Annotated in this window: 22 protein-coding genes and 1 tRNA gene; 6 read left to right on the forward strand and 17 right to left on the reverse strand. The window is 65.2% G+C overall.

Going from position 1 to position 24,920, the window contains the following annotated elements:
* Positions 1–48: 48 nt before the first annotated feature.
* The 3 genes from ACMDCM_RS13325 to murA form a co-directional block, all read right to left on the reverse strand.
* On the reverse strand, positions 49–543 hold the full coding sequence (locus ACMDCM_RS13325; protein ID WP_412774000.1) for a UPF0262 family protein: 495 nt from the start codon (positions 541–543) through the stop codon (positions 49–51).
* A 147-nt stretch (positions 544–690) separates the two neighbouring features.
* A complete protein-coding gene (gene hisD, locus ACMDCM_RS13330) occupies positions 691–1,980 on the reverse strand; it encodes a histidinol dehydrogenase (protein WP_412774001.1) in 1,290 nt (429 codons plus the stop codon).
* Positions 1,981–2,131: 151 nt separating this feature from the next.
* Positions 2,132–3,421, reverse strand: coding sequence for a UDP-N-acetylglucosamine 1-carboxyvinyltransferase (gene murA / locus ACMDCM_RS13335; RefSeq protein ID WP_412774002.1), 1,290 nt, complete (start codon positions 3,419–3,421; stop codon positions 2,132–2,134).
* A 401-nt stretch (positions 3,422–3,822) separates the two neighbouring features.
* Here murA and ACMDCM_RS13340 point away from each other — a divergent pair, with 401 nt between their 5' ends.
* The 5 genes from ACMDCM_RS13340 (at position 3,823) to hemA (ending at position 7,969) form a co-directional block, all read left to right on the forward strand.
* A complete protein-coding gene (locus ACMDCM_RS13340; RefSeq protein WP_412774003.1) occupies positions 3,823–4,002 on the forward strand; it encodes a hypothetical protein in 180 nt (59 codons plus the stop codon).
* A tRNA-Thr gene (locus ACMDCM_RS13345) sits at positions 3,993–4,067 on the forward strand. Before ACMDCM_RS13340 ends, ACMDCM_RS13345 begins: the two co-directional genes overlap by 10 nt.
* 378 nt (positions 4,068–4,445) lie before the next feature.
* Complete coding sequence (locus ACMDCM_RS13350) at positions 4,446–5,120, forward strand: outer membrane protein (RefSeq protein ID WP_412774004.1); 675 nt, start codon at positions 4,446–4,448, stop codon at positions 5,118–5,120.
* Between the two features lie 316 nt (positions 5,121–5,436).
* On the forward strand, positions 5,437–6,459 hold the full coding sequence (bioB, locus tag ACMDCM_RS13355; RefSeq protein WP_412774005.1) for a biotin synthase BioB: 1,023 nt from the start codon (positions 5,437–5,439) through the stop codon (positions 6,457–6,459).
* A gap of 280 nt (positions 6,460–6,739) precedes the next feature.
* Entirely contained in the window at positions 6,740–7,969 is a 1,230-nt protein-coding gene (gene hemA / locus ACMDCM_RS13360; protein ID WP_412774006.1) for a 5-aminolevulinate synthase, read from the forward strand.
* Between the two features lie 184 nt (positions 7,970–8,153).
* Here hemA and ACMDCM_RS13365 read toward each other — a convergent pair whose 3' ends face one another.
* Entirely contained in the window at positions 8,154–8,804 is a 651-nt protein-coding gene (locus tag ACMDCM_RS13365) for a response regulator transcription factor (protein ID WP_412774007.1), read from the reverse strand.
* 475 nt (positions 8,805–9,279) lie between these two features.
* Between ACMDCM_RS13365 and ACMDCM_RS13370 the strand changes: the two genes are divergently transcribed.
* Entirely contained in the window at positions 9,280–12,789 is a 3,510-nt protein-coding gene (locus ACMDCM_RS13370) for a PAS domain-containing hybrid sensor histidine kinase/response regulator (RefSeq protein ID WP_412774008.1), read from the forward strand.
* Between the two features lie 202 nt (positions 12,790–12,991).
* On the opposite strand, the gene ACMDCM_RS13375 is transcribed toward ACMDCM_RS13370, so the two are convergent.
* The 13 genes from ACMDCM_RS13375 to ACMDCM_RS13435 all read right to left on the reverse strand — a co-directional run bounded on the left by ACMDCM_RS13375 (position 12,992) and on the right by ACMDCM_RS13435 (position 24,911).
* On the reverse strand, positions 12,992–13,819 hold the full coding sequence (locus ACMDCM_RS13375; RefSeq protein WP_412774009.1) for a S1 family peptidase: 828 nt from the start codon (positions 13,817–13,819) through the stop codon (positions 12,992–12,994).
* A gap of 5 nt (positions 13,820–13,824) precedes the next feature.
* Positions 13,825–14,457, reverse strand: a complete 633-nt coding sequence (locus ACMDCM_RS13380; protein ID WP_412774010.1) for a hypothetical protein — start codon at positions 14,455–14,457, stop codon at positions 13,825–13,827.
* A gap of 13 nt (positions 14,458–14,470) precedes the next feature.
* Positions 14,471–16,831, reverse strand: coding sequence for a nitric oxide reductase activation protein NorD (locus tag ACMDCM_RS13385; protein WP_412774011.1), 2,361 nt, complete (start codon positions 16,829–16,831; stop codon positions 14,471–14,473).
* Between the two features lie 91 nt (positions 16,832–16,922).
* Positions 16,923–17,849: a CbbQ/NirQ/NorQ/GpvN family protein gene (locus tag ACMDCM_RS13390; RefSeq protein ID WP_412774012.1), complete on the reverse strand. Its 927-nt coding sequence runs from the start codon at positions 17,847–17,849 to the stop codon at positions 16,923–16,925.
* Positions 17,850–17,869: 20 nt separating this feature from the next.
* Positions 17,870–18,094 carry a hypothetical protein gene (locus tag ACMDCM_RS13395; protein WP_412774013.1) on the reverse strand — a complete coding sequence of 75 codons (225 nt, stop codon included), beginning with the start codon at positions 18,092–18,094 and terminating at the stop codon, positions 17,870–17,872.
* Positions 18,091–18,726, reverse strand: a complete 636-nt coding sequence (parA, locus tag ACMDCM_RS13400) for a ParA family partition ATPase (protein ID WP_412774014.1) — start codon at positions 18,724–18,726, stop codon at positions 18,091–18,093. Before parA ends, ACMDCM_RS13395 begins: the two co-directional genes overlap by 4 nt.
* Before the next feature lie 3 nt (positions 18,727–18,729).
* Complete coding sequence (locus ACMDCM_RS13405; protein ID WP_412774015.1) at positions 18,730–19,077, reverse strand: 4a-hydroxytetrahydrobiopterin dehydratase; 348 nt, start codon at positions 19,075–19,077, stop codon at positions 18,730–18,732.
* Positions 19,078–19,394: 317 nt separating this feature from the next.
* Complete coding sequence (locus ACMDCM_RS13410; RefSeq protein ID WP_412774016.1) at positions 19,395–19,733, reverse strand: BMC domain-containing protein; 339 nt, start codon at positions 19,731–19,733, stop codon at positions 19,395–19,397.
* A 39-nt stretch (positions 19,734–19,772) separates the two neighbouring features.
* Positions 19,773–20,069 carry a BMC domain-containing protein gene (locus ACMDCM_RS13415; protein ID WP_412774017.1) on the reverse strand — a complete coding sequence of 99 codons (297 nt, stop codon included), beginning with the start codon at positions 20,067–20,069 and terminating at the stop codon, positions 19,773–19,775.
* A gap of 97 nt (positions 20,070–20,166) precedes the next feature.
* Positions 20,167–20,415, reverse strand: coding sequence for a carboxysome peptide B (locus ACMDCM_RS13420; protein WP_412774018.1), 249 nt, complete (start codon positions 20,413–20,415; stop codon positions 20,167–20,169).
* Positions 20,415–20,672 (reverse strand): carboxysome peptide A, encoded by a 258-nt coding sequence (locus tag ACMDCM_RS13425; RefSeq protein WP_412774019.1) that lies wholly within the window; start codon positions 20,670–20,672, stop codon positions 20,415–20,417. Before ACMDCM_RS13425 ends, ACMDCM_RS13420 begins: the two co-directional genes overlap by 1 nt.
* A gap of 13 nt (positions 20,673–20,685) precedes the next feature.
* On the reverse strand, positions 20,686–22,215 hold the full coding sequence (locus tag ACMDCM_RS13430; protein WP_412774020.1) for a carboxysome shell carbonic anhydrase: 1,530 nt from the start codon (positions 22,213–22,215) through the stop codon (positions 20,686–20,688).
* A gap of 11 nt (positions 22,216–22,226) precedes the next feature.
* Positions 22,227–24,911, reverse strand: a complete 2,685-nt coding sequence (locus tag ACMDCM_RS13435) for a CsoS2 family carboxysome shell protein (RefSeq protein ID WP_412774021.1) — start codon at positions 24,909–24,911, stop codon at positions 22,227–22,229.
* Positions 24,912–24,920: the final 9 nt, after the last annotated feature.

Here is a 24,920-nt window from a genome sequence, read left to right on the forward strand (position 1 = left end):
TTCGCATGAAGCGCGACGACAGCCGGTGCTCCCTGATTCGAACCATCGCTAACCCTTCCAGTGCAGCACGGAAATCAACGTGAACAGCCGCCGCGCGGTCTCGAAGTCGACGCGGACCTTGCCGCTCAGCCGCTCCTGCAGCGTGCGCGAGCCTTCGTCGTGGACGCCGCGGCGACCCATGTCGAGGGCCTCGATCCGGTCGGGCGTCGCGGTCCGGATCGCCTGATAGTAGCTGTCGCAGATCATGAAGTAATCTTTCACGATCCGCCGGAACGGCGTCAGCGACAACAGGTGCGTCACCACGGGCGCGCCGTCTTCGCGCCGGATGTCGAACATCAGGCGGTTGCCGGTGATCGCGATGTGCAACGTGAACGGACCGCCGCCCGCGCCTTCCGGCGCGAACAGATTCTCTTCCACGAGATCGTAGATCGCGACCGCTCGTTCGTGCTCGATATCCGGCCCCGAACGCCCGATCGACTCCTCGTCGAGCGTGACCGCCACAATGCGATTCCGGGATTCTTCCTCTGACGGGGCCTTGCTCATTGCCTGCTGAGCCTACTGGTCCAATTCCAACATTCGCATCCCATTTCGGCGCAGTCCCTCTGCGAATGTGGGAATTTGGTGGAGCTTTGAATTTGACATTCGCCCTGGAAACCCTCGCGGCGAGAGGCGGATGTCAAATTCGATCCACTAATTGAGGCGCACTCCGACCGAACGGGCATGGGCGTCGAGCCCCTCCGCCTTGCCCAGCGTCATCGCCGCCGGCCCCAGCGCCCGCAACTGGTCCGGCCCGCATTTGAGAATCGACGTCCGCTTGAGGAAGTCAAGCACCCCGAGGCCCGACGAAAAGCGCGCCGAGCGCGCCGTCGGCAGCACGTGATTGGAGCCGCCAACGTAATCGCCGATCGCCTCCGGCGTATGCGGCCCGATGAAGATCGCGCCGGCATTGCGGATCCGCGCGGCGAGGCCTTCGGGATCCGATGTCATGATCTCCAGATGCTCGGCGGCGATGGCGTCCGCGAGCATCACGGCCTGATCGAGGTTCTCCACGAGGATGACAGCGCCGAAATCGTTCCATGAGGCCCGCGCGATCTCCGCCCGCGGCAGCGTGGCGAGCTGCGCTTCGACCGCACGCTCGACGGCGGCGGCGAGCGTCGCGCTGTCGGTGATCAGGATCGATTGCGCGCTGGCATCGTGCTCGGCTTGCGCCAGCAGGTCGGCCGCGATCCAGTTCGCATTGCCGGTGTCGTCGGCGATGACGAGCACTTCCGAAGGGCCCGCGATCATGTCGATGCCGACCTTGCCGAACACCTGGCGCTTGGCGGCCGCGACATAGGCGTTGCCGGGTCCCACGATCTTGGCCACCGGCGCGATCGTCGCGGTGCCGTAGGCGAGAGCGGCGACGGCCTGCGCGCCACCGACGCGATAGATTTCGGAAACGCCGCCGAGCCGCGCCGCCGCCAGCACCAGCGGATTGATCCGACCATCCGGCGAGGGCACCACCATGACCACGCGCGCGACGCCTGCGACGTTCGCCGGCACCGCGTTCATCAGCACCGATGACGGATAGGCCGCGGAGCCGCCCGGCACATAAAGCCCGACCGCCTCGATCGCGGTCCAGCGCGAGCCGAGTTCGACCCCGAGCGCGTCGGTGAAGCGGTCGTCCTTCGGCAGTTGCCGGCGGTGAAAGATTTCGATGCGCTCGCGCGCCAGCTTGAGCGCATCGAGCGTCGCCGCATCGCAAGCGTCCACGGCCGCGTCGATCTCGGCGCCGGTAAAGCGCAGGCCGGCGGCATCGACGCAGAGCCGGTCGAACTTGCGCGTCGCCTCGATCAGCGCCGCGTCGCCGCGCGCCTTGACGTCCTCGACGATGGCGCGGGTGGCAGCCTCAATATCGGCCGAAACCTCCCGCTTGGTCGCGAGAAACGCCTTGAAGCGCGAGGCAAAGTCGGCGCTGCGGCTATCGATGCGGATCGGCATGAGGATGTTTTCCGGCAAATAAACAAGAACAAGGCTCGTCGCGAGCACAGGGCTCAATGGCGCGGCCCCAAATCGCCGTCAACCCTTTGTGGCGGCAGACGAACCTATAAATTCCGACCCGGCTCCGGATGCCGCGGGACGATCCCCCGCTTCAGTCCCGGATCCGTTCGATCGAAGCGCCGCACGCCGACAGTTTTCTCTCCAGGTGCTCGAAGCCGCGATCGAGATGGTAGACGCGGTTGACCATGGTCTCGCCTTCGGCGGCGAGCCCCGCGATCACCAGCGACACCGAGGCGCGCAAGTCCGTCGCCATCACCGGCGCGCCGCGCAGCGTCCCGATACCCTCGATGGTGGCGGTCTCGCCGTCGAGATGAATGCGCGCACCAAACCGCGCCAGCTCCTGCACGTGCATGAAGCGATTCTCGAAGATGGTCTCGGTGATGCGGGACGCGCCCTTGGCGCGCGTCATCAGCGCCATCAATTGCGCCTGAAGGTCGGTGGGGAAGCCGGGGAACGGTGCGGTCGAGACCGTCACCGGATCGATGCCGGCGCCGTTGCGGGCCACCCGAATGCCTTCGTTGTTCGGCGTGATGACGGCGCCCGCCTCGCTCAGCACATCGAGCGCGGATTGCAGCAGTTCGGGGCGCGCGCCGCGCAGCAGCACCTCGCCTCCGGTCATCGCCACCGCCATCGCATAGGTGCCGGTCTCGATCCGGTCGGGCAGCACGGTGTGCCGCGCGCCGCCGAGCTTGCCGACTCCCTCGATGACGATCCGCGGCGTGCCTGCGCCGGACACCCTCGCGCCCATTTTATTGAGACAATCGGCGACGTCGGCGATCTCGGGCTCGCAGGCCGCGTTGGTGATGACGGTTGTGCCCTTCGCCAGCGTCGCCGCCATCAGCGCGACGTGGGTGCCGCTCACGGTCACCTTGGGAAAATCGATCTCGGCACCGTTCAGGCCGCCGGGTGCTTTCGCGATCACGTAGCCGCCGTCGATCGCGATCTCGGCGCCGAGTTTTCCCAGCGCCATGATCAGGAGATCGACCGGACGGGTGCCGATAGCGCAGCCGCCGGGCAGCGATACCCTCGCCTCATGCATCCGCGCCAGCAGCGGCGCGATCACCCAGAAACTCGCCCGCATCCGCGAGACCAGCTCGTACGGCGCCGTGGTGTCGATGATGTCGGCGGCCGAAATGTGCAGGGTCTGTCCCTGATATTCGTGATCGCCCGGGCGCTTGCCCGCCGACATGATATCGACGCCGTGATTGCCGAGGATGCGCTGCAACTGCGCAACGTCGGCGAGTCGCGGCACGTTGTCGAGGATCAGCGTCTCCTCGGTCAAAAGCGCCGCGATCATCAAGGGCAGCGCCGCGTTCTTCGCGCCGGAAATCGGAATGGTGCCGTTGAGCTTGTTGCCGCCGACGATGCGAATGCGATCCATGCCGATTCCTGTTTTCAATGCATGAAGTATAGGGCAAATCGCCCGGCGCTCCAAAACATGGAAAATTATGGCGATAGAGGGGGCTCAAGGCGCATTGGCTTCGGATAAAGCGGGCTTTCGCGGCAAGCCGTCGAACCTTGCCCGTCGCGCAGCGGAGAAACGACGGGCTTCGATGTCAATCGCCCCGACACTCCGAATCGGATTTGTCCGCATTCCCGGCTACAGCCTGATCGGCGCGGCCGCGAGACTGCAGTTTTCGCCGCTTGAGATTTTCGCGCAGCGCAGCGCGCAACCGCGTCTCGCGCCCCGCATCTGCTCCGTTGCGATCCGTGTCCGCTTTGTCGATCATGGCGCGCCTTGCTTGCTTGTCCGGACGCGCCCGTCCTGACCCGCAGAAAAAAATGGTGTGGAACGACGCCCGCAACATATACGTCACCGGCCTTGCGGCAACAGGCGCGGACGGTGCGGCTGTTCCTCGCCCAGCCGCCGCGCGCTTGCGCACCTTCCAGCCTTATGGCAAGGATCGGCCCGCCTTTGCGGGTCTTTTCAGGTTGATTCCCGCGCCGGGCCTGCTGCCGTAGCTCAGTGGTAGAGCACTCCATTGGTAATGGAGAGGTCGACAGTTCAATCCTGTCTGGCAGCACCATTTCCTTGAAAAGCGCGCCAGGCAATCCGCGGCGCAGGGCGCAGCGGCCATGGGAACCGCGCGGAACGGATCATGGGCAATGACTCGGCCCGGAGCGACCCGCTTTCAGCAAAAAAGCCTATGCGGATCCCGCCCCGGATCAGAACGAGGATTTCGCGAAAAGCGCCGATTTTTTGCTCTGCGGAAGGTACCGGATTAAGGCTTCATTTAGTTCTGATTAAGGCGTCGTTAGGCATGCAAGTTCCGTGGTTCCCCAATGGGTTACGAACGATCCTGAGTGTGGCCTATCGGTGACAGCATTCTGCACAGAATCGATCTAGGGTTCGATTGACGGGGCCGACCAACGGTTGCTCGGATATGGAATTCCTGGAGAACAAAATGAAAAAGATCCTTCTCGCCTCTGTGGCAATTATTGGTCTTGGCGCAATCGTGCCGGCACAGGCCGCCGATCTCGCTCCTCGCCACTACACCAAGGCTCCCGCCTACACGCCGGCGCCGATCTACAACTGGACCGGCTTCTACATCGGCGGTCACGTCGGCGGCGCTTTCGGCGGCGACGATAACGTCCTCGCTCCCGGTTTCAGAGCCGGTAACGACGGCGTGTTCATGGGCGGCGGCCAGATCGGCTACGACACCCAGTTCGCGCCGAACTGGGTCTTCGGCCTCGAAGCCAACTACAGCTTCCTCGACACCGGCAGCTCGTTCGCCAACCGCGGCCTGGGCTCGGTCACCGGCCGCCTCGGCTACACCTGGGGTCCGGCACTGCTCTACGTCAAGGGCGGCTACGGCTGGGCCGACTCGCGCTTCACCAACGGCTTCAGCGGCAACGGCGGCCGTGACGGCTACACTGTCGGCGGCGGTCTCGAGTACCTGTTCACCCAGAACTGGTCGGGCAAGATCGAGTACCAGTACTATGATTTCGGTACTGTGAACGCCCTCGACTTGAATAACAATCCGTTCCGCTTCCGCAACGACGAGCACACCATCAAGGTCGGTCTGAACTACCGCTTCAACTGGGGCGCTCCGACCGCTCCGCTCGCTCCGGGGTACTGATTTCCTGAACCCTGGCGGTTTCGAATTGTAGAGAAAGGCCGGCATTCAGATGCCGGCCTTTTTGTTTCAAACCGCATTACAAGACGATCATGGACGGTGGCCGATAAACCGAGGGCCTCATTCGAAATTGGCGGCACACCGTGGTATCGTCGCGCCGCGGAAGGCTGCCTGGAGCTGTTCCGGCTTTGATGGAATCAAAGCCGGGCTCCCGCCTTTTGTTTTGACGCGTTTTCTTCCCGCGAACCGGTATCCACTTCGCTTGAAAACGCTATAAGCACCTCTAGCGTAACGCGGCAATTAAAGGGATCGTCACGACATGGATGCAGCACCCGTTTCGTTCGACAGCGGCGACGATTCGTCCTCGTGCCTGCGCCACGACTGGACCCGGTCCGAAACCGAGACACTCTATAACCTCTCTTTCCCGGATCTGATCTTTCGCGCGCAGACCATTCACCGGCAGAATTTCGATCCCAATCACGTCGAGACCGCGAGCCTGCTCAGCATCAAGACCGGCGGCTGTCCGGAGGATTGCGGCTACTGTTCGCAGAGCGCGCATTACGATTCCGGCGTCAAAGCCACGAAGTTGATGGACAAGGAAGCCGTCATCGAAACGGCGCGGCGGGCCAGGGATGCCGGCGCCGGCCGGTTCTGCATGGCGGCCGCATGGCGCAATCCGAAGGATCGGGATCTCGACCGGGTCTGCGACATGGTCCGCGCCGTCAAGGAACTCGGCATGGAGACCTGCGCGACGCTGGGCATGCTCACGCCCGATCAGGCCAAGCGGCTGCATGAGGCCGGTCTCGATTTCTACAACCACAACGTCGACACCTCGCCCGAATTCTACGGCAAGATCATCACCACGCGCACGATGCAGGATCGCATCGATACGCTCGCCCATGCGCGCGATGCCGGACTCAAGCTCTGCTGCGGCGGCATCATCGGCATGGGGGAACAGGTCGGCGACCGGCTCGGCATGCTGATGCTGCTGGCCAATCTGCCCGCGCCCCCCGAAAGCGTCCCCATCAACATGTGGAACGAGGTCACGGCGGTGCCCGTCAATGCCACCGCCGAGCGGCCCGATCCGATCGCGCTGGTCCGCCTGATCGCGCTCGCGCGGATCATGATGCCAAAAAGCGTGGTCCGGCTGTCGGCGGGGCGTCAATACATGACCGACGAATTGCAGGCGCTTTGCTTTCTGGCCGGCGCCAACTCGATTTTCATCGGCGATGTCCTGCTGACGACAAAGAACCCGCAGACCGTCCGTGACGCGGCGTTGCTCGAGCGCCTTGGCATCCGCTCGCCGCTGGATGACGCAAAGGTCTGCGCTCCGTCCCACTGACCGAATCCGACAGGCTCATCGTGCGGGATCCGGCTAATCCCTGACGTGATCCCCATGGGTGTCCCGACGCGGTTTTCGGCTCCGGTAGCCTCATGGAGCGAGCCTGCCGGTTCGGGCACAAGACCGCACCGGTCCGAATCGGTTTGCGCTGGAGCAAATGAACGGCGATTTTTAACCCTGAAACGGCCGTATTGGCGGATTTCGTCTCGACAGCTCCGCTGGAAAGGCTCTAAAAAGGTCTTGCACGTCCGGCGTCCCGGGCTTTTTTCCGGATTTGGTCATGGATTATAGCAAGTTCTTCAGTAACGCGGTCGATCGCCTTCACGAGGAGCGTCGCTACCGCGTTTTCGCCGATCTTGAGCGCATCGCCGGCCGGTTCCCTTACGCTACTTTGCACTCGCTCAAAGGACCGCGCAGCGTCGTGATCTGGTGCTCCAACGATTACCTCGGCATGGGTCAGCACCCCAAGGTCGTCGGCGCCATGGTCGAGACCGCAACCCGCGTCGGCACCGGCGCCGGAGGCACCCGCAACATCGCCGGAACCCATCATCCGCTGGTCCAGCTCGAGCAGGAACTGGCTGACCTGCACGGCAAGCCGGCGGCGCTGGTGTTCACGTCCGGCTATGTCTCGAACCAGACCGGCATCTCGACACTTGCGAAGCTCATTCCGAACTGCCTGATCCTGTCCGACGCGCTCAACCACAATTCGATGATCGAAGGCATCCGTCAGTCGGGCTGCGAGCGAATCGTTTTCCGCCACAACGATGTCGCCCATCTCGAAGAGCTGCTTCGCGCGGCCGACCCTGACCGCCCGAAGCTGATCGCTTGCGAGAGTCTCTATTCGATGGATGGCGATATCGCGCCGCTTTCGAAGATCTGCGATCTCGCCGAACGCTACGGCGCGATGACCTATGTCGACGAGGTCCACGCGGTCGGCATGTACGGACCGCGCGGCGGCGGCATCGCGGAACGCGACGGCGTGATGCATCGCATCGACGTCCTTGAAGGCACCCTCGCCAAGGCATTCGGCTGCCTCGGCGGCTACATCGCCGGCAAATCCGAAATCATCGACGCCGTACGCTCCTATGCGCCAGGCTTCATCTTCACCACCTCGCTGCCGCCCGCGATCTGTTCGGCGGCGACCGCCGCGATCCGGCATCTCAAGTCATCGACATGGGAACGCGAACGCCATCAGGAGCGCGCGGCGCGCACCAAGGCCAGCCTGATCGCGGCAGGCCTGCCGGTGATGGTGAGTTCGACTCACATCGTTCCGGTCTTCGTCGGCAACCCCGAGCGTTGCAAGCTGGCGTCCGATATGCTGCTGCATGACCACGGCATCTACATCCAGCCGATCAACTATCCGACCGTTCCCAAGGGCATGGAGCGGCTGCGGATCACGCCGTCGCCGTATCACGATGACGACCTGATCGATCAGTTGGCGGAAGCCCTGCTTCAGGTCTGGGAGCGTCTCGATCTCCCGTTGCAGGCGAAATCCCTGGCGGCCGAGTAGGGACCTATCGGAATACGCTCGCTTTTTGTTGAAAACACGAACGCGTCCAATTGCGGTTTCCGCCCGCATTCCGCTCTCGCTCTCTTGTGTTTTCAATTTTGACGGGACCGCGTGCCGATAGCGTTTTCAAGCGAAGTGGCTACCGGCTCGCGTTCAGCTTGTTTCCGTCAAAATGCAAACCGCTCTAGGAGGCGGATAGCCGCCGGCGCGCGCCTGTCTCCGACAACACGATCCTGATCAGATCGGCGGTATTTTTGGCGCCGAGCTTGTCCATGATCCGCGCACGATGAACCTCGACCGTCCGCGGACTGATCCCAAGCCTGCGCCCTGCTTCCTTGTTCGACGCGCCCCTGGCCACCTGCGAGAGCACCTCGCGCTCCCGGCAGGTCAGCAGATGGCGACCGGGAAAATTGGCGAGCCCGTCGATCTCGCCGCCCCGAGCCTCGCGCCATACCTTCACCGCGGCGCGAACCCGATCGACGATCGCATCCGAGGAGAACGGCTTCTCCAGAAAATCGAGCGCGCCGTATTTCATGGCTTCCACGGCCGTTGCGATGTCAGCTACGCCGGAAATCACGAGAACCGGCGCGGCAACGCGCTCTGCCGCAAGCTTGCGCAGGATGTCCAGACCGGACTCGCCCGGAAGATGCAGATCGAGGATAACGCAGGCGGGCGGCCCGCTCCGGAACGCCTCGAGAAACGAAGCTGCGTCGCCGAAGCTTTGCGCGGCATAGCCCTCGATCTTCAAAAGGAGGATCAACGCGTCCCGCACCGACGGATCGTCGTCGACGATGAAAACCGGGATATCCGGCACGAAGGACACCAGTTGTCCCATCCGTGGCCTCCTCGCTGGATCACGATGACCTTGGATCGGGTCGATCCGAAATCACGACCATGATCGATTCCACCATTTCAAGACGCGGGATGCGGGGCGGAACACCGCTCCACATTTTCCTCATCCCGCTCCGACGCCTTTCCGCTTCCGCCAGAATGAAGCGGCATGCTGATTTTGATCTGACGCGCTCATTCCGCGCGAACCGGTATTCGCTTCGCCCGAAGACACTGTAGAAATCGGCAATTAACACAACTTTTACGTGTATAAGCTGATTCGTTACGGTGTGCAAATCATGACTGCGGAGGCGGCACATATAGATTTTCGAGCGAAGCACGTCCTCGGACCTGACCCGGGGGATGCAATCCGGTTCGCACGAAGGAAACGCGTCAAATCAAGACGCCTCATATGTTAGAATCGGACCGCTCGACGGTCGAGCAAGGTGCAAGGCAGCGCCTGCCGAAGGAGCCACCCCGCAATGCTGCATGACTGGGGCGTGATCGCCGCCGCCATCGGCTACATCGGCTTCCTTTTCCTGGTCGCGAGCTATGGCGACCGGGATTCGAGGTCTGCCCGCGGCGGCACCAGTTCGCTGATCTATCCGCTGTCGCTGGCGGTGTACTGCACCTCCTGGACGTTCTTCGGTTCGGTCGGGCTCGCGACTCGAACCGGACTCGAATTTCTCGCGATCTATCTTGGCCCGATCCTGCTGATCGGGTTCTGCACGCCGCTCTTGCGGCGGATCATCCGGCTGGCGAAATCGCAGAACATCACCTCGGTCGCCGATTTCATCGCCGCGCGCTACGGCAAGAGCCAGGCGGTGGCGGCAACCGTTGCCGTGATCGCCATGATCGGCTCGGTTCCCTATATCTCGCTTCAACTCAAGGCGGTTGCCTCGTCACTGGGAACCATCCTGATCGACGATCAGGCGATCGCCAAAATTCCCGTCGTCAGCGACATCGCCCTGCTCGTGACGATCGCGCTGGCCCTGTTCGCGGTGTTGTTCGGAACCCGGCAGACCGATGCGACCGAGCATCAACACGGACTGATGCTGGCGATCGCGACCGAGTCCATCGTCAAGCTGGTGGCGTTCCTCGCCGTCGGCGCCTTCGTCACGTTCTGGATGTTCAGTCCCGGCCAACTGATCGAGGCCGCGATGAATTCACCGGAGGCGGTACGTGCCATCGAGCACACGCCGTCGGTCGGCAACTTCCTGACCATGACGCTGCTGTCGTTTCTCGCGATCATGCTATTGCCCCGGCAATTCCATGTCAGCGTGGTGGAGAACTCCAGCGACGCCGAGGTCGGCCGGGCGCGCTGGCTGTTTCCGCTCTACCTGGTCGCCATCAACGTCTTCGTTGTCCCGATCGCGCTTGCCGGGCTGGTCACGTTTCCGTTCGGCATGATCGACAGCGACATGTATGTGCTGGCGCTGCCGATCGAGGGCCAGTCCAGGCTGCTCAGCATCGCGGTGTTCATCGGAGGGCTTTCAGCGGGAACCGCGATGGTGATCGTCGAATGCGTGGCGCTGGCGATCATGGTGTCCAACGACATCGTCGTGCCGCTGGTGCTGCAGCGCAGTCCGGCGTCCCGCGGCGGACGCAAGGACTTCGGCAACTTTCTGCTGAGGACCCGCCGCCTGGCGATCTTCGCCATCATGATCATGGCGTATTTCTACTATCGCGCGCTCGGCAGCGCGCAGCTCGCCGCGATCGGACTGCTGTCGTTCGCCGCCATCGCGCAGCTCGCGCCGGCGTTCCTCGGCGGCCTGGTCTGGCGGCGTGCGACGGCGCGCGGCGCGATGGGCGGCATGCTCGCCGGTTTTGCGGTCTGGGCCTATACGCTGTTCCTCCCGAGTTTCCTGGACGGAAGCGCCGGCGGCATGACGCTGCTGCAACACGGTCCGTTCGGCATCGCCGAACTGAAGCCGCAGGCGCTGTTCGGCGTCAGCCTGCCGCCGCTCATGCACGGCGTGCTGTGGAGTCTGTCGCTCAATGTCCTGACCTACGTCGCGCTGTCGCTGACGCGGCGGCCATCCTCGATCGAGCGGTTGCAGGCGGAAATCTTCGCACCCAACGCTGCGCCGTTGCCACCCCCGTTCAGGCGCTGGCGTTCGATGGTGACGGTGCGGGACATTTTCGACGCCGTGGCCCAGTACCTCGGTCCGAACCGCGCGCGGCAATCCTTCGAGGAGTTCGCCGCCATGCGACGCCTCAGCCTCGATCCGGCAGCGCCGGCCGCTTTCGAATTGTTGCAGCACGCCGAATACCTGATCGCGTCGTCGATCGGCGCGGCGTCGTCGCGGCTGGTGATGTCGCAGTTGCTCCGGCGCCGCACGGTGTCGGCGAAGGCGGCCTTGAAGCTGCTCGATGACGCGCATGCGGCGCTCCACTTCAACCGCGAGATGCTGCAGACCGCGCTGAACCACGTGCGGCAGGGAATCGCGGTGTTCAACCCGGATCTGCACCTCATCTGTTCGAACCGGCAATTCGGGGACATTCTCGGACTGCCGCCACAGGCCGTTCAGATCGGAATTCCGCTGACCGAGATTCTCGACTTTCTCGGCACCGTCGATCGCCCGCCGGTCGATCGCGAGGCTGCGAAGCAGGTCCGGCTGAGCGCATACACGACCGAAGGTCAGCCGTATCTGGAGCGGCTCCCCGACCGCAACATCGTGATCGAGGTGCGCGCCAACCGGATGCCCGACGGCGGCCTGGTGATCACCTTCTCCGACGTGACCCCGAGTTTCGAGGCCGCCGAAGCGCTGGAGCGCGCCAACGCCACGCTGGAAAAGCGCGTGCGCGACCGCACCGAGGAACTGACCCGGCTGAACTCCGAACTCGCGCGCGCCAAGAGCAATGCAGAGGACGCCAACAACTCCAAAACCCGGTTCCTGGCGGCGGCCGGCCACGACATCCTGCAACCGCTCAACGCCGCGCGGCTCTATGTCACGAGTCTGGTCGAGCGGCAGGCCGGCGGCGAGGATTCCAGGCTCGTTCAGAACATCGACGATTCACTCGAAGCCATCGAGGAGATCCTGGGCGCGCTGCTCGACATCTCGCGGCTCGACGCCGGCGCCATCACGACGTCGGTCACGAATTTCCGGGTCGGCGACCTGATGCGCTCGCTCGAAATCGAGTTCGCTCCGATCGCGCGGGCGAAGCAGGTCGCCCTGACGTTCGTGCCGTGCTCGCTGCCGATCGCGTCCGACCGGCTGCTGCTGCGGCGGCTGCTGCAGAACCTGATCTCGAACGCCATCAAATACACGCCGCACGGCCGCGTGCTGGTCGGATGCCGCCGCCATGACCAAACGCTACGCATCGATGTCTACGACACCGGCGTCGGAATCCCGATCCGCAAGCGCGGCGAGATATTCAAGGAATTTCATCGGCTCGAACAGGGAGCGCGCATTGCGCGCGGCCTCGGGCTCGGGTTGTCGATCGTCCAGCGGCTGGCGCGCGTGCTGGATCACAAGATCGCGCTGGACTCGAACCGGAGCGGCGGCTCGGTATTCTCCGTCACGGTTCCGATCGCGACCGCCGTCAATCACACCACCCACACCACCGCGGTGACCAGCAGCACGCCGCTGTCGCATGCGCCGATGAGCGGAGCCCTGATCGTCTGCATCGAAAACGATCCGGCGATCCTCGACGGCATGAAGACGCTGCTGACCTCCTGGGATGCGCGCGTGATCGCCGCGGTCGAGCCCGAGGCGGCAATCGAGGCGATCGAAGCGGCCGGCGGACGCGTCACCGGTCTGCTGGTCGACTATCATCTCAACCGCGGCAACGGCATCGCGACGATCCGGGAGATCCGACGGAAATTCGGCGAGACCATTCCGGCGATCCTGATCACGGCCGACCGCAGCCCCCACGTCCGCGAAGCGGCACAGATCGAGCAGGTTTCCGTTCTCAACAAGCCGCTGAAGCCGGCATCGCTGCGGGCGCTGATCGGCCAGTGGCGCAGCCGGCAGATCGCCGCGGAATAAATTAAACGAACGCTGTTCATCGGTTTCGCGTCGCGGCGGGCAACTTGATTTTAGCAAACTGCCAGAGCTATTCCGGCTTTGATGGAATCAAGCCGGGCTCTGGCTTTTTGTTTTGACGCGTTTTCTTCACGCGAACCGGTATCCACTTCGCTTGAAAACGCTCCAGGCGAAAATTCCGTCGTAGCCAGGACGCGGGGCGGCTTCAGTCAGACAGCCATTTTTGAACGTACGAGTCGATGAGGCCGCGTACAGATTCGGACTTGATCACGAGGCCGAGGTCGATCATCTCCGCCCCGATGGTCTGGACTTGGGTCTGCGCCGGCACCGGCCCGGGCACGAGCTGGTTGGCCTCTTCGCGGAAAAACACCGCCGCCACCACCCCGGCGAACCAGATGGTGCGCGCTGAATCGCCGCGCGGGCGCAGCGGATCGTCGCGCACCACGAAGACCGGGCTGCCGCTCGATCCGGGATACACAGCGGCGTCGATCAGGAATTGTTTTTGCCCCTCGAAGTCGAGTTCGAGCGGCGTGGCCGTGGTGCCGCGGCGCAAGATGGGCATCAGGTTGACCTGATCCCACACCCCGCTGGGATAGCCGACGAACAGCACGTCCTCCAGCGCGTCGAACCCCCGCACGGTCGCGGCGTCGGGAATGCGCTGGCTGTCGATCGGGTGATAATACAACTCCACGCCGAGATCGCGCGCCGCACGCTCCAGCGGCCGCAGCGGCACGATGGCCAGATCGACCTCGGGATCGGGATGGACGAACCACGCCGCCGTGAAGTCCTCGATGTTGAGCTGAAAGCGCTGGCCGAACGCCGGCTTGCCCTCGCTGACTTGGGTGAACACCAAGCCGCCGCGGCGCACGCCCTCGACCAGATGGCGGTTGGTGACGATGAACGGCGTGCTGCCGCGGGCATGGGCGTGGCTGAGGATGAAGGCCGTGCCCGAGCCGGCGCTGCCGTCCTCGAGTTCGGTATCCACCCGCACGGTGGAGAACAACAGCTTCTTTGCGATGGAGTCGATTTCCATGGGGCTCACGTGTGCGGGAGGGCGCGCCGGTTCAGGCGCTCGATCGCGGCCACCGCCGCGCGCTGCGCTTCCTCGGCCTCGGCCTCGTTGCCCATCATGGTCAGGCGGCCGAAAGAACCGAAGGCCTTGACGTCCACCAGGGTGATGTGCGCGGCCTTCTCGGCCTCGTTGGCGGCATAGACGATATAGCCCGCCGGCTCGACCTCCAGGATGAACATGCTCTTGCCGGGCAGGATCATCGAACCCTTGCGCAGTTGGCGGTTGATCAGCGTGGCATGGTCGGGGGTGATGGCGCGGATGATCTCGTTCCACGCCACCTTGCAGCGCAGCCGCGATTCCATGGTGGTGTTGAGCTGCCGCAGGATCAGTTCGCCCGCGGCAAGCACCTCGCTCTGGTTGCGAAAGTGCAGCTCCATGGAGCCGAAAGCGCGCTCGACGACCTGCTCGCCCATGCGCACATTGGTTTTTTTCAGCGCGATGTCCGAGAGGTTGTGCACCGCCATGCCGGGTGCGACCTCGATCCACATGCAGGCGTCGCCGGGCACCGGCAGAAAGCCCTGCGAGGACGTCGCGATGTAGGACGCGAGCTGCGGCTGCAACGCGTCCATGAATACGTAGGTGCGCAGGGTGATCTTCATCCTCGGCCCACCCTCACCGCGTCAGGCTCATGTAGAGCATGGGCAGTTTTTCCGGCAGGCGCTCGACCTGGTCGATGACGGTGAAGTTCTTCAGGCCGAAGATGCGCGACACATACTGGTCGGCATGCGGATCGAGCGACAGCGCATATACCGTGATGCCCTGGCGGCCGAGCTCTTCCACTGCGGCTTTGGCGTCGTGGCGCAGGTATTGCGGATCGGTCACGTCGTTGTCGGCCGGCTCGCCGTCGGTGACGACGAACACCACGCGCTTGCTCTTGGGCTGCTGCGCCAGGTCGTGGGCCGCGTGGCGCAGCGCTGCGCCCATACGCGTGGAGAGCCGCCCTTTCATTCCCGCCAGCCGCGCCCTGACCGTATCGTCATACGGCTGGTCGAAGTCCTTGAAGCGTTGATAGTGCACGTCGTGCCGGCCGTCGGAGCAGAAGCCATGGATGGCGAACGGGTCTCCGATGCGGTCGAGCGCGCCGGCCAGCAAGACAGTGGCCGCGCGGGTAAGGTCCATCACCGTGTAGTCGTGGCCCCGCACCTTGTCGTTGGACGATTCGGAGGTGTCCAGCAGCACCAACACCGCCAGGTCGCGCAACGCGCGCTTGTAACGTATCATGATGCGCGGATCGTGCTGCTGGCCGATGCGGATATCGATCATCGCGCGCACCGCGGCGTTGATGTCGATCTCGTCGCCGTCCTCCATGTGGCGGACACGCTGCATGCCCTGCGGCACCATCGACTCGATCAGGAACCTGAGTCGCGAGATCACCGGCTTGTGCTCGAGGATGATGCCTTCGATCAGCTCCAGATCGCCCCTCGGAGGAGTGTACTCAAGCAACGTCACCCAGTTGGGCCGCTCCAGTTGGATCTGGTAGTCCCATTCGGGATAGTGGAAAGGCTCCGAGACCGGGGGGCGGCCTTCGAGCGAGTTGATGGTCACGTCTTCCTGGTCGAGATAGAACTCGGTGGGCAGCTCCCACACCTCCTGCGCATCGTCGCCGGCGAACTCGACGTCGACCTCGTTCACCATCTCAATCACGTTGACTTTTCGGCGCACCTGCTGGCGGGTCTCCCAGGTGGCGGCCATCACCTGCGCCTCGTCGTATTCCTCCAGGTACCAAACGGCGCGATTATCGTCGCGGTAGATGGCGCTGAGACCGTCGGTGAGCTTGTTGTAGGCAGGCAGGTCGAGTTCGAACAGGCGGTGCGATAAATCCACGCCGAGATTCCAGCTCACCTGATTGCTGTCCAGATCGGCCTGAGCGCGAAACGCGGTCACGCCTTCCCTCACAAAGGGATGCGGGTCGGACGAATCGAGGTCGAGCAGCGCGCGGGCGAGGCGGTCGAGCAACTCGCCGACGGTCCGCGGCTGGACCGAATAGTCGAACACTGGATGCAGCGCCAGCCAGGCCTGGCGCATGCCGGGAAATTTTCGGATCGCAAGCTCCTCCACCCGCGCATCCTCGAAAAGCTCGATGACCGCCATCTGCACCGGCAGCAGTTGCTGCATCGACAGCGGCTTGTCGGTGAACACCAGATGCGCCGCGCAGTGGTTGGCCGCCGCGCGGTAGACCTCGAGCGCGCTGACGACCCGCTCGGGCGCAGTCGCATCCCCCTCGGGTTTGTAGTCGTCATAGGCGTCCGCGATGTAGATGACGTAATGTTCGATATACGGCCTGAGGCCGTCGCGGCTTTCGTAATCGCCTGCGGTGGGGCGCAGAAAAAAATCGCGGCCCCAGATCGCGCGCATGTAGATGTTGAGACGCCGCTGAATGTCGACGAACAGCGTGCCCTTGCGCTCCTGCTGCAGCACCGCCAGCGCATCGGCGCTCTGCAGTCCGAAATAGGCTGCCTGCCCTTCGAAATCGGTCTTGTATGCCTGCACGCCCCATTGCACCCAGCGACGCAGCCCGCCCAGCGTAAGCTGATTGAGCAGGCGGTCGAGGTTTTCCAGCATCGGCCGCAGGCCGCGCGGCGCCTGCGCCGCCACGATCTCCAGCACTTTCAGATAGTGGCGAAACAGATCGGGGTCGCCCACGCGGTGCGCCACCAGCGGCGCGGTGCCGGCGATCAGCGCCAGTACCTGCCCCGAGGTCTTGGACGCCATGCTCAACAGGAAATTGACCAGCTCGGGCAGCACCTCCTCGCCGATGGCGCGCCCGACCTCCGGCATGGACTGGATGAAACTCACCACCAGATCCTCGCCGCGGCCGAGCTGATGCAGCGCCACCGCGCCTTTCAGATAGCTGTCCAACCCGCGCGGGCTGATGGCCCGCGCCGCCTCGTTCCACGAGGCGCGCAGCAGCTCCTGCGCACCGCCGGGCAGTTCGTCGAGAAGCTCCTGAAATTCGTCGAGGTGGATAGCCATGATCTACAAATTCGGACTGCCTGGCGATGCTGCCTTGGCCGACCTCAAGTTTCCTTTCCCACCTCACCGCCCGGAAGCGGCTCGGAGACGTTCAGAAATACGTCGTCACTGCGGAATCGAGCGCGTCCCGCATATCGGGATCGTCGGTGATCGGGCGCACCAGCGCCACCCGGCAAGCCGCCAGCGGCGCGACGCCGCGGGAAATCAGCGAGCCGGCGTAGATCAGCATGCGTGTGGAGATGCCCTCATCCAGCCCATGGCCTTTGAGGTTGCGCGCATGTTCGGCGATGTGTACCAGCTTTTTCGCCGCGTCCAGCGCCACGCCGCTCTCGTGTACGACGATCTCCGCCTCGACCTCGTGCTCGGGGTAGTTGAAGTCCAGCGCGCCGAACCGCTGCTTGGTCGACTGCTTCAGATCCTTCATCAGCGACTGGTAGCCGGGGTTGTACGAGATGACGACCTGGAAATCCGGATGCGCCTCGACGATCTCGCCCTTTTTTTCCAGCGGCAGAATGCGGCGGGCGTCGGTCAGGGAGTGGATCACGACCGTGGTGTCCTGCCGCGCCTCGACCACTTCGTCGAGATAGCAGATCGCGCCAAAGCGCGCGGCCATGGTCAGCGGTCCGTCCTGCCAGCGGGTGCCGCTGGCGTCGAGCAGGAAGCGGCCGACCAGATCGCTCGCGGTCATGTCTTCGTTGCAGGCGACGGTGATCAGCGGCTTGCCGAGTTTCCACGTCATGTATTCGACAAAGCGCGTCTTGCCGCACCCCGTCGGACCTTTGAGCATCATCGGCATGCGGGCCGAATAGGCGGCTTCATATAGCCCGACTTCATCGGCCACCGGGCGATAATAGGGCTCCTTGGTCACGCGGTAGGCATCGAGCACGTCCGGAGAGCCGGCCGTAGTATCGGCCGCCGCGCGCAGGGCCACGCCGCCGGTCGCGGCAGAGGCCGCAGGCACGTGGAAGGCTGGGTCGCGTCGCGGCAGGTAGCCGCGCAGGGAGGGATCGTCACGCATGATCAGGTTCCTGGAAATCCTCAATCCGGCCAAATACGGTCGGGGAATAACTCCTCCACACTCCACGGCGGTTCGGCCGCCATTGAATCTGCAGGCGCGGGCTCGGTGGCGGCCGTCTCGGTGGCGGGAGTGGCCGAAGCCGAGCGCGGCGCCTTGCGGGTCTCGGCCTTTTCGGCGGGGGCGGACTCCGCACCACTCTTGGCCTGACGGACACTGCTGGCGAGCTTGTCTTTGATGCTGGTCATGCAAGAATCTCCTCGATGAGGTCCTCGATCTCCGCGACCGCGCTTTGGCCGCGCATCCCCAACTGGTATGCCGACACGCCCTCCAGCGCGGCGGTCTTGTAGATGCCGCGGCGGCGCACCGGAGTGCGCAGCACCGGCAGGCCGAACTCGGCCAGCGCTTCCTGCATCGCCGCCGACAGCGCACTGCGCGCCTCGATCTGGTTCGGCAGCAAGTAGGCGCGCAGCCGGGGATTGAGCCGCCGGGCCTCGTCGATATCCTGCGGCAACCGCAGGCTGGCCCAAAGATCCATCGGCGAGGGCAGCACCGGGATGACAGCCACGTCGCAGCTTTGCAGCGCCAGCGCCGCCGCACGGCTGTCGACCGCGGGCGGGCAGTCCAGCACGACGAAGGGGTAGGCGCGAAAGTCCCGCCGCAGATCGATCGCACCCGCGCCGACGCGCAACTGCTTGACCGTGGCGGGAAAGGATTGCGTTCCTGCCGCAGCCCATTGCGTGGCCGAGCCCTGCGGGTCCAGATCGACCACCACCGCCGATGCGCGTCGCGCCAGACCCGCACCGAGATGCATGGCGACCGTGGTCTTGCCGGCGCCGCCTTTCTGATTGATCACCGCGATGACCAGTGGCCCGCCCACAGCTCACTCCCCGCGCTCGGCCAGAGTGGCGATACGCCCGGCGAACCGTTCGTCCTCGGCGCTCAATGTGGCGCCATCGGCCGCACCGACCGTGACGTTGACGTAGGTGGTGCCGAAGTTGATGTTCTGCGGATGGCGCTGAAGCTCCTCGGACAGCGCCGAGAGCGCGTCGAGGAAGGCGCGGGTCTGCCCATATTGCGCGAACGCAAACCGGCGAAACAGCGTGGGCGGTTTGTCGCGGCGTTCCCAACCTTGAAAATCGTCAGTCATCGGCGTGCTACCCCGTTCGATCTGGATTACGTGGTCGAGATGCGCTCGCGCCTCCTGTAGCAAGGCGTCGAACGGAGACACGGTGTCGCTGCCGCATAGCCTGCGCGCATACGCGTGACGCTGCAGGATCCTGACCTCGGGCCGTCATGCGGCCCAGCCGCGCCGCGGGCAACCGCCCGCCGCAAGGTGTCATACCCGGCAAGACCTGCCGCTCCATCAAACACCCGGCATGACCCGGTTGCTCCGCCTCGGCGCGATGGTTGCGCGCCGGCTCGGGATCTCCCCGCCGGCGTGCGAGCACGCTTGCGCGAGATACCGCTGCACGCTGCCCGTCGCTGGTTAAGCGCGCGTGCGAGCCGGGCTCTCCGATCGGCCGCCATGGCGCCCTCCACGCAGGATCAACTGCGGGTGGACGTGGTCTCGGAGTCGCGGCCGCCGCCGTTCGATTCGGGTTTCGTCGGCAGGATGCCTTCGACCTCGTTGTGCACCCGCGCGATGATGTGCGCGGCCACCAGGCCGTCGCCCACGCGCTCGCAGGCGTCAGCCCCGGCGCGCACCGCCGCGTTGACCGCGCCGGTCTCGCCGCGCACCAGCACGGTGACGTAGCCGCCGCCGACGAATTGCCGGCCAATCAGCCGCACTTCGGAGGCCTTGGTCATCGCGTCCGCCGCCTCGATCGCGGGAACCAGCCCGCGGGTTTCAATCATGCCCAGTGCAATTCCGTTGACTTGTGCCATGTCGTTGTCCTTCCGTTACTAGCAGTAAAAAAGCCGGGCTTAGGCGCTCGGCGCCTTGGGCAGGATGCCCTCGACCTCGTTGTGCACCCTCGCGATGATGTGCGCGGCCACCAGGCCGTCGCCCACGCGCTCGCAGGCGTCAGCCCCGGCGCGCACCGCCGCGTTGACCGCGCCGGTCTCGCCGCGCACCATCACGGTGACGTAGCCGCCGCCGACGAATTGACGCGAGATCAGGCGCACTTCGGCGGCCTTGGTCATCGCGTCCGCCGCCTCGATCGCGGGAACCAGCCCGCGGGTTTCGATCATGCCCAGGGCAATGCCCATCGTCTCAGCCATTTGTTCGCTCCTTGTTGTCGAAAAAAAACAATCTCAAGCCAGTCGCTGCACCCTGGCGCCGCTGCGCGCGCCGTTTTGCTCTTTGTTCACTGCGTCGTCATTCCTCCTCCCAGCCGTCGATGATGCCGCAGATGGTGAGGTCGGTAGTCACCGTTCGATCCGGCATGGCCATCCGTGCGGCCGTGCCCCCGGCGGTGAACACCCATTTGCCAGGCGGCGCTCCGACCGGATCGGTCGCCACCGAGATTTCTCCCTTCTGGCCCTTCAGGATGCGAAGCGAAGCCGCACTCATCCCCGGCACGCGCCGGGTGCAGACCAGATCGTCCACCACGCGCCAGACTTCCATCACGCCCCCTCCGGATTCCAGTGGTCGATGATGCCGACGATCGTGAGATCGGACGGATACTCCCTTGACCCGGCGGCATCGCGCGCCGCGGAGGAGCCGACGCAAATCACCCAGTCTCCCGGGATGCAGCCCACGGCGTCGACCGCGACGCTGCGCGGTCCGTTCGGCGTCTCCTGCACGACCAGCAGCGGACGGTGGCCCATGGCATCGATTCGATTGGTCGACACGAGGGTGGTTTTCACACGCATGATTCTCATGACGCATCCGTCCTCAATGATCGTCGACGGCATCGTCGGCGACGAAGGCGCAGCACTCGCCGCCGGTGCGGTCGCTCACCGCGATCGCGCAATTGAGCAGGCCCCTGGCAACCAGATCGGGGTAACGCGCCTCGATCGCGTCACGCACCCGCCGGCCCCGCGCGATCGACCGCTCGCGTGACTCAGGAATCCGGGCGTCATATTCGAAGTGCACCAGCACCGGGACCGGCAGGCCGTGCGCGACATTGAGCTTGGCGAAGATCTCGATCCCGACATCCATGTCGGGCGCGCCTTCCTCGATGGTGTCGAGGTGGGCGAAATAAAACAGGTTGCGCAGTTGCAGCGGCCGCACCGCTTCGCCGGCGACGATGCATTCCTCGTCATGCCCGATGGTCGCGTAGCGCCCGGTGTGATGCTTGATGACGTATTCGATCTGCGACAGATTCGCCTCGGCCAGCGCCAGCACCAGGCGGCGCATGCCCTCGTGCATGCGGCCGTTGCCCTGACCCCAGCCGCCCATGCCCTCGGCATCGGCCACGATCTCGGCGATGCGCTTCCGCGCCGCTTCGGGCGCAAGCCCGAGGGTGTCGCGATAGACCTGCGCGGTCTCGAAATAGCGATGCGGGTTGACCTCGCCGAAGCCGTCGGGCAGGTGGATGCGCAGCGCGTCCAGATCGGTGTCCACGCCGATGAGCAGCACGTCGGGCGCGGCGCCCGCGCCGAAGGTCCGATCGATCGCCGCGCGCAGCTCATGCTGCAGGCGCTTCAGCGCCGCCTCGGTGGCCTGGCGGTCATTGCTGCCATGAGCGGCGCAACCGTGGCCGTTGGGCGAGGAACTGCTGAAGTGATAGACGGCGATCTTGAGGTAGTTCAGGCGCTCGCCATCGACCATCGCGCCCGACAGTCGCTCGACTTCGCGCTGCGCCCAGTCGCAGACATCCACCTCGACGTCGAACAGCGCGCCGGCATAGGCCTTCACCCGCACATTCGGCCCAGGCAGAATGCGCAGCACATAAGGGCTGACGCCCTGCAGCCGGCCGTCGGAACAGGGACTGATGTCCACGGTATGATAGCCGCAGGACCGCAGGAAGTTTTCATCGAGCGGCATGCGCTGGCGCCAACCGGCCTGCTCGGCCCGCGCATTGTCGACGCACGACTTCAGGCCGCTGAATATGCAGCGCGAGTGCAAGGCGGACAAATCGAGCCCGCACACCCAGGCGTCCTCGAGCACCTGCGACGGCAGATCGAAACCGAGCTGCTCGCTCGCGAGTTGCTGCGCGCGCTCGGTGAAGTTCGCATCGTGCTGATGCGTGGAGATGCGCTTGAGCACGTCGACGATGCGGGTGAAGCGCGAGCGCACCGTCCGCTCGTAGTCGAACAACAGACGGTTGAGGTCACGATCGACCAGCGCATGCTCGCACGTCTGCCCGCCGCCGATCATGCACGCCGGATGATCGGGCACGGCCGCCCTCGCGGGCGCCGCCGCCGCGGCAACCGGGTTGGCCTCTCGTTGCAGGGCCTGAAGGCGTTTGCGCGTATCCATCTCCGCGATCCTCAGCCGCGCGCCCCGCCGGAGACGGTCACCATGGCTCCGCCCCGGGTATTGCCGGCCGAGCCGGTGATCACGGATTCAGGCACTTCAGGTCGCTCGACGCTGCGAAACGCCATGGCGCTGGCACCGGTCCCACGTGACTGCCCGCGCATCGAGGGATTGCGCGACAGGCTGGACAAACCTTCGGTGCCGGTGACACGGCTGTTACCGTCCCATGCGTCTCCCGAGACCCGCCGACCCTGCTGGCTGCCCTCGCCGCTCAAGCGGCGCGCGGCGGGGAGGGACTGCTCGTCGTCGCGCGGACGGCGCATCTGATCGCCGTGGCGGAATTCGGGCGTGCCGGTGATCAGGCCATCGGCCTTGTTGATCGGGCCGGTGATGCGCGAGCCACTCAGGCCGCTGCCGGTGATAATCTCGGTTTGCCGCTCCTCGCGAGCCTGCCGCGCCGGAATGCTGATACTGAAGTCCCGGGGAGCGGGCGGACGTTGATCCACATCGCGCGCGCGGAAGCGGTCGCTCATCGCGCATTGCCCGGAGGCAATATTGTCCAGCCCGAGATAGGGCGTTCCCGAAATCGGCTCGCATGCGCCGCGCTCGTCGCCGGTGATTTGCGCTCCGCCCGCGCCCGGCCGATCGCCGGTGACGATAGTGGCAGGGATCACCGCGCTGTCGCGCACCCGCGCAGCCTGCTGCTGGCGCTGCGACGCCTGGCAGAACGCGGCATACTGGCCCCGGCCGATATACGGAGTGCCGCTGATCGGCGAACACGCGCCGGCCTCGTTGCCGGTGACGTGGTCCGCACGTCCCGCGGCGATGCCCGTGACCGTCTGGCCGTTCAGCGTGGCGTCGACCACGACCTTGCTCGCCGGAGAGACGGTAGGCGCCGCCGGACAGACCATGGCCAACTGGCGGGTGCCAATGTAGTCCGTGCCGGTGACGGGTTCGCACCCATATGACTCGTCACCGGACAATTTTGGGCTTGGAGCGACCTCCGAGCCGGTCACGGTCCGACCGCGCAGCGTCTGCATCTCGGCCACTTTCCGAGGACCGGGCGTCTTGCACAGCCCCGCGAAATCGGCGGTGGTGTAGTACTGGCTGCCGGTGATGCTGCGGCAGGAACCGACTTCGTTGCCGGTCACCTTGCCCGAACGACCGACGGCGGTCCCCGAGACGGTCTGATCGTCGCGGGTGGACATCACGCTGACCTTTCGCGGTCCTCCTGGGGGCGCCGTCCGGCAAAAATCGCGAAATTGCTCGACGGTATGATACTCGGTGCCGGTGACCGGGCGGCAGCTCCCGGCCTCGTCGCCGGTCTGCCGCTCGCTGCGGCCCACGACCGTGCCCGTCACGGGTTTGCCCGCGGCCGTATGAGTGACCGCCACTTTGGGCGGAGCGTCATCGGTCTCGGCCTGGCTGTAACGTGTACCGGTGATAGCCCGGTCGGAGCCGTGCTCAACGCCTGTGACGCGGCGCGGACGATCGACCAGCGCGCCGGTGACGGTCTGGCCCTTGTCGGTGCGGGTGAGCGCCACCTTCCCGAGCGGCGCGGACGGCCGTGTCGAACAGAACTGCTCGAAGCGCTCGCTCGAGAGATATTCGGTGCCGGTCACGGGGTGGCACGCGCCATGCTCATCGCCCGTGGTCTTGGTGGAGCGGCCCAGCGCGGTGCCCGTGATGCGTTGCTCGCGCAGCGTGGTGCTGACGGCAACCTTCGGCGCAGCCGGCTCGAGCCGGGTGCCGCAGAGGGTCTGGAACTGCTCGAAGCCGATGTACTCGGTGCCCGTGATCGCGCGGCAGGAGCCCGGCTCATTGCCGGTCACCTTGGTGCTGCGCTCGACCTGGGTGCCGGTGACGGTTTGTCCCGACAGGGTATGTCCCTGCTCGACCTTGTCGGGTGCCGGGACCACGTTGCGGGCACGCATCCGGCCGGTCGGACGAGTGCCGGCGCCGGAAGCCTTGTCGACCTGGCCCGCCAGCGCCTTCACCAGCCGCCGCTGCATCGCGACCTGACGGCCGGTCGCGCCTTTGAGCATGGCGCTCTGCCAATCCTGGCCCGGCATCGCCGCGGCGATCCGCGTGGCCTGGGCGACGCGCTTGAGCCCTGTTTTGCCATCTTGGTTCAGCGCAGCGCGGCGCATTTTGGCCAGCGCGCGGCCGGTAGCGGCCTCTTGCACGTTCGGCGCGGCGCGCTCCACCACCGGCGTGCCGGCCTGCGCCATTTCAATCCGGGTCGCCTCCTTGCGCCGCGCGCCGTCGGTGCCGCAGCCGCATTGCCCGCCGCAGCCGCAATCAGAGCCGCGCGCCTCGGCCGCCGCTGCACGGCTCGGGCGCAGATGCGCCGCGGGACGGGATGCAGCGCCGTGCCCGGCGTCCTGCAACGCCGCCCTCCCTGTCGTGGACAACGCATGCCGCCGGGCTCGCGCCGCCGATTTCGATGCCACCGGGGCAAGCGTGGACACCGTGCCCGCCGCCGACGCCATCGCCGATGCGGCCGGGACGGCACTGTGATGGGCGCTTGCGATCTGCCCGGCATTCAGTTGCAGGCGGCCGGCCCCCGCGCGCTTGTCGGTTTGCGCGGTCTGGATGACACGGGCCTTGCCGTGACGCGCCATGGCCTGCCGGCGTTGGAGCGCCAGCTCGCGGCCGGATAGGGTTGCAGAAGCATGACCAGGGGTGACGTTTGTCATACGGACCTC

This window comes from Nitrobacter sp., from assembly GCF_047149785.1.
Classification (GTDB): domain Bacteria; phylum Pseudomonadota; class Alphaproteobacteria; order Rhizobiales; family Xanthobacteraceae; genus Nitrobacter.

Coding starts and splice junctions, on each gene's coding strand:
- ACMDCM_RS13365 (WP_412774007.1), bottom strand. CDS start 8,804: ATGGGACAACTGGTGTCCTTCGTGCCGGATATCCCGGTTTTCATCGTC.
- ACMDCM_RS13375 (WP_412774009.1), bottom strand. CDS start 13,819: ATGGAAATCGACTCCATCGCAAAGAAGCTGTTGTTCTCCACCGTGCGG.
- ACMDCM_RS13385 (WP_412774011.1), bottom strand. CDS start 16,831: ATGGCTATCCACCTCGACGAATTTCAGGAGCTTCTCGACGAACTGCCC.
- ACMDCM_RS13395 (WP_412774013.1), bottom strand. CDS start 18,094: ATGACCAGCATCAAAGACAAGCTCGCCAGCAGTGTCCGTCAGGCCAAG.
- ACMDCM_RS13325 (WP_412774000.1), bottom strand. CDS start 543: ATGAGCAAGGCCCCGTCAGAGGAAGAATCCCGGAATCGCATTGTGGCG.
- ACMDCM_RS13435 (WP_412774021.1), bottom strand. CDS start 24,911: ATGACAAACGTCACCCCTGGTCATGCTTCTGCAACCCTATCCGGCCGC.
- murA (WP_412774002.1), bottom strand. CDS start 3,421: ATGGATCGCATTCGCATCGTCGGCGGCAACAAGCTCAACGGCACCATT.
- ACMDCM_RS13425 (WP_412774019.1), bottom strand. CDS start 20,672: ATGAGAATCATGCGTGTGAAAACCACCCTCGTGTCGACCAATCGAATC.
- ACMDCM_RS13340 (WP_412774003.1), top strand. CDS start 3,823: ATGGTGTGGAACGACGCCCGCAACATATACGTCACCGGCCTTGCGGCA.
- ACMDCM_RS13370 (WP_412774008.1), top strand. CDS start 9,280: ATGCTGCATGACTGGGGCGTGATCGCCGCCGCCATCGGCTACATCGGC.
- ACMDCM_RS13350 (WP_412774004.1), top strand. CDS start 4,446: ATGAAAAAGATCCTTCTCGCCTCTGTGGCAATTATTGGTCTTGGCGCA.
- hemA (WP_412774006.1), top strand. CDS start 6,740: ATGGATTATAGCAAGTTCTTCAGTAACGCGGTCGATCGCCTTCACGAG.
- bioB (WP_412774005.1), top strand. CDS start 5,437: ATGGATGCAGCACCCGTTTCGTTCGACAGCGGCGACGATTCGTCCTCG.
- ACMDCM_RS13410 (WP_412774016.1), bottom strand. CDS start 19,733: ATGGCACAAGTCAACGGAATTGCACTGGGCATGATTGAAACCCGCGGG.
- ACMDCM_RS13415 (WP_412774017.1), bottom strand. CDS start 20,069: ATGGCTGAGACGATGGGCATTGCCCTGGGCATGATCGAAACCCGCGGG.
- ACMDCM_RS13390 (WP_412774012.1), bottom strand. CDS start 17,849: ATGCGTGACGATCCCTCCCTGCGCGGCTACCTGCCGCGACGCGACCCA.
- ACMDCM_RS13420 (WP_412774018.1), bottom strand. CDS start 20,415: ATGGAAGTCTGGCGCGTGGTGGACGATCTGGTCTGCACCCGGCGCGTG.
- hisD (WP_412774001.1), bottom strand. CDS start 1,980: ATGCCGATCCGCATCGATAGCCGCAGCGCCGACTTTGCCTCGCGCTTC.
- ACMDCM_RS13380 (WP_412774010.1), bottom strand. CDS start 14,457: ATGAAGATCACCCTGCGCACCTACGTATTCATGGACGCGTTGCAGCCG.
- ACMDCM_RS13430 (WP_412774020.1), bottom strand. CDS start 22,215: ATGGATACGCGCAAACGCCTTCAGGCCCTGCAACGAGAGGCCAACCCG.